This is a genomic window from Rubrivirga sp., from assembly GCF_049648075.1.
Lineage (GTDB): Bacteria > Bacteroidota > Rhodothermia > Rhodothermales > Rubricoccaceae > Rubrivirga.
The window spans coordinates 1-3133 of sequence record NZ_JBARYR010000431.1 but is presented as its reverse complement, the minus strand read 5'-3'; the positions used below and the strand labels follow the sequence as shown (position 1 = coordinate 3133).

The window sequence follows — 3133 nt, the reverse complement described above, 5'->3', positions numbered from 1 at the left end:
GCCCGAGGTGGTTGCTCGCCGACCGGGGCTACGACGCCGGGCGCATCCGGGCGTGGTTGCGCGAGCGCCGCATCCGAGCTGTGATCCCGGAGCGCAGGCTGGCCCCGGGGAAGAGACGCCGGCGTCGCGGGCGCCCTCCGGTGCTGGACAAGTCGCTCTACGCACGCCGGAACGCGGTCGAGCGCCTGGTCGGGTGGCTCAAGGAGCACCGGAGCCTGGCGACGCGGTTCGACAAGCGGGCCGACTCGTTCCTAGCGATGGTCAAGCTCGGCTGCATCCGCCGTTTACTCCGCGCCGCGTTTCCGCACAGAGCCTAGCACGCCCGCGTTCCAGCCGTCCTCGAGGACGGAGTTGTCCACAGTCTTATCCACGCTGTGCACACCTCCGTTGCGAGGCCGGGGCCGGCCCTCTATGTTGACCGGTCCCCCCCCGGACCATGGCCGACGTCGCTCCCACTCTCAGCGACCTCCTTCGCGAGGCGCGCCACCTGATCGGTGTCCAGCGCGAGATCGTGGGGTCCGTCCGCTACCTCGGCGGCCTGCCGGCGGAAGAGGAGCTGGGGGCGACGGCTGAGAGGCAGAGCGGACTCATCCTCGAGGACGACACCTCGCCCGGCATCGACGAGACATCCGACCTCGAGAGCCGTCAGGCCGACGCCAAAACCACCGACGCACGAGTCCTCGTCGAGGAGGCCGCGCTTCCTGACCTCGAGGACGACTCCCTCGAGGACGATCTCCAACCGCTGATCTCAGAGACCGTGTCGCTCACCGCCCTCGAGGACGCGCCCGCTGCTGACCCCGAGGGCGAATCAGGGAGTCCCGCCCTCGAGGACGAGACCGCGCCCGCCGATACCCCGGAGCCCACCGCGCCCGCCGCCGTAGACAACGGTCCACTCTCCTCCGACGACGTGCCCGACCTTTTCGGCGCCCTGCCCGACCCCAGCCTCGACGAGTCGCTCTCGCCCTACGAGCGCATCGAGGCCCTCATCCCTGACGATTCCCCGCTCCACGACATGACCTCGCTCGACGAGGTCTACGCCTGGCTCTCGGAGACCGAGCTCGTCCCCATCGACAAGGAGCGGATCAACCCGGTCCTGGGCACCGGCGATCCTAACGCGGACCTGATGGTGATCGGCGAGGCGCCCGGCGCCGACGAGGACCGCCAGGGCATCCCGTTCGTGGGACGCAGCGGCCAGTTGCTGGACAAGATCCTCGAGGCCGTCCTCTTCAAGCGGGACGAGGTCTACATCTGCAACATCCTCAAGAGCCGGCCGCCGAATAACCGAGACCCGCTTCCCGAAGAGGTCGAGGCCCACATGCCGATCCTCTTCAAGCAGATCGCGCTCGTGCGGCCCAAGGTGCTGCTGGCCGTCGGCAAGAGCGCGGGCAACGGGCTGCTCAAGAAGAAGTCGTCGCTCGCGTCGCTGCGCGGAACGTTCCAGGACTTCTACGGACTTCCGCTCTTGGTCACCTATCATCCGGCGGCGCTCCTGCGCAACCCGCAGTGGAAACGCCCGACCTGGGAGGACGTCAAGCTCCTCCGCACCCGTTACGATCAGCTGACGGAGGGATAGAGGGATCAGGGATGGAGGGATAGCGCCCTCGTCCCTTCGCCCCTCCGTCCCCCATCCCTCCCCCCGAATGGCCGACTCCGACGACTTCGCCCAACGCCCGCTTCGCATCGACGAGGACATGCCCGGCGTGCCCATCGAGAAGATGGCCGGGGGACGTCGGCGCCCGCTCAACGTGCTGCCGATGCAGCAGCAGGCCGGCCGGATGCCGCCCCAGGCGACCGAGGTCGAGCAGTCCGTCCTGGGCGCGATGCTGATCGAGCGCGAGGCGATCCCGAAGGCCATCGAGATCCTGCCCGCCGACGCGTTCTACGAGCCGCGCCACCAGCGGATCTACGAGGCCGTCGAGGCCCTGTTCGAGCGTGGCAACCCGGTCGACCTCATCACGCTCACCGAGGAGCTCAAGCGGCGCGGCGACTTCGACGGGATCGGCGGCTACTACCTGACGGAGCTGACGACGCGTGTCGCCTCGGCGGCCAACGTCGAGTACCACGCCCGGATCATCGCCGAGAAGAGCCTGCTCCGCAAGCTCATCACGACCATGACCGGCGTCGTCGGCCAGGCGTTCGACCCGACGACGGACGCGTTCGACCTGTTGGACAACGCTGAGCGCGAGATCTTTCAGATCTCGGAGTCCCAGCTCCGCAAGGGCGCCGTGGACATGAACTCGGTCGTCCACCAGACGATGCAGCACCTCGAGTCCATCCACGGGCGCGAGGGCGGCATCACGGGCGTCCCGTCGGGGTTCACGTCGCTCGACGCCATGACCGGCGGCTGGCAGCCGTCCGACATGGTGATCGTGGCGGCAAGGCCATCCATGGGCAAGACCGCGTTCAGCCTGGCGATCTGCCGGAACGCGGCGCTGCACCCCGAAAAGCCGGCGGGCGTGGCGTACTTCTCGCTCGAGATGAGCGCCCAGCAGCTCGCCCAACGTCTCTTAACGTCCGAGGCCCGCGTCGACGCGCAGCGCGCCCGTACCGGCCGGCTCCACGACGACGACTGGCCCAAGCTGGCCCGCGCCGCCGGCCGGCTCTCGGCCGCCAACATCTTCATCGACGACACGGCCGGGCTCGGCATCCTGGAGCTGCGGGCCAAGTGCCGGCGCCTCAAGGCCGAGCACGACATCGGCCTGGTCATCGTCGACTACCTCCAGCTGATGCACGGGACGTCGCAGACGTCGGGCAACCGCGAGCAGGAGATCGCCCAGATATCGCGGTCGCTCAAGGGATTGGCGAAAGAACTCGACGTGCCCGTCATCGCGCTGTCCCAGCTGTCCCGCGCGGTCGAGACGCGCGGCGGCGACAAGCGGCCCCAGCTCTCCGACTTGCGTGAGTCCGGCTCGATCGAGCAGGACGCCGACGTGGTCATGTTCATCTACCGCGCCGAGCGCTACGGCATCACGGTCGACGAGAACGGCAATTCGACCGAGGGCCTGGGCGAGCTCTTGATCGGCAAACAGCGCAACGGGCCGATCGGCGACGTTAAGGTCGCGTTCGTGAACCAGTACGCGCGGTTCGAGAACCTCAACTCGTACGTCGCCGGCGACACCGCGGGCGGCTACCA

3 protein-coding genes are annotated in these 3133 nt (G+C 68.5%); all 3 read left to right on the top strand.

Annotated features, from left to right (window positions below; genetic code table 11):
• Positions 1-317, top strand: a 317-nt coding sequence (locus WBA11_RS12310) for a transposase (protein ID WP_424520973.1), incomplete at its 5' end; no start/stop codon positions are given.
• Between the two features lie 119 nt (positions 318-436).
• Complete coding sequence (locus tag WBA11_RS12305) at positions 437-1573, top strand: uracil-DNA glycosylase (RefSeq protein WP_424520972.1); 1137 nt, start codon at positions 437-439, stop codon at positions 1571-1573.
• 67 nt (positions 1574-1640) lie between these two features.
• Positions 1641-3133 (top strand): replicative DNA helicase (dnaB, locus tag WBA11_RS12300; protein ID WP_424520971.1); only part of this gene is annotated, 1493 nt, incomplete at its 3' end.

Excerpts from the sequence above, each read along its gene's own strand:
- WBA11_RS12305 (WP_424520972.1), top strand. The coding sequence starts at position 437 with ATGGCCGACGTCGCTCCCACTCTCAGCGACCTCCTTCGCGAGGCGCGC.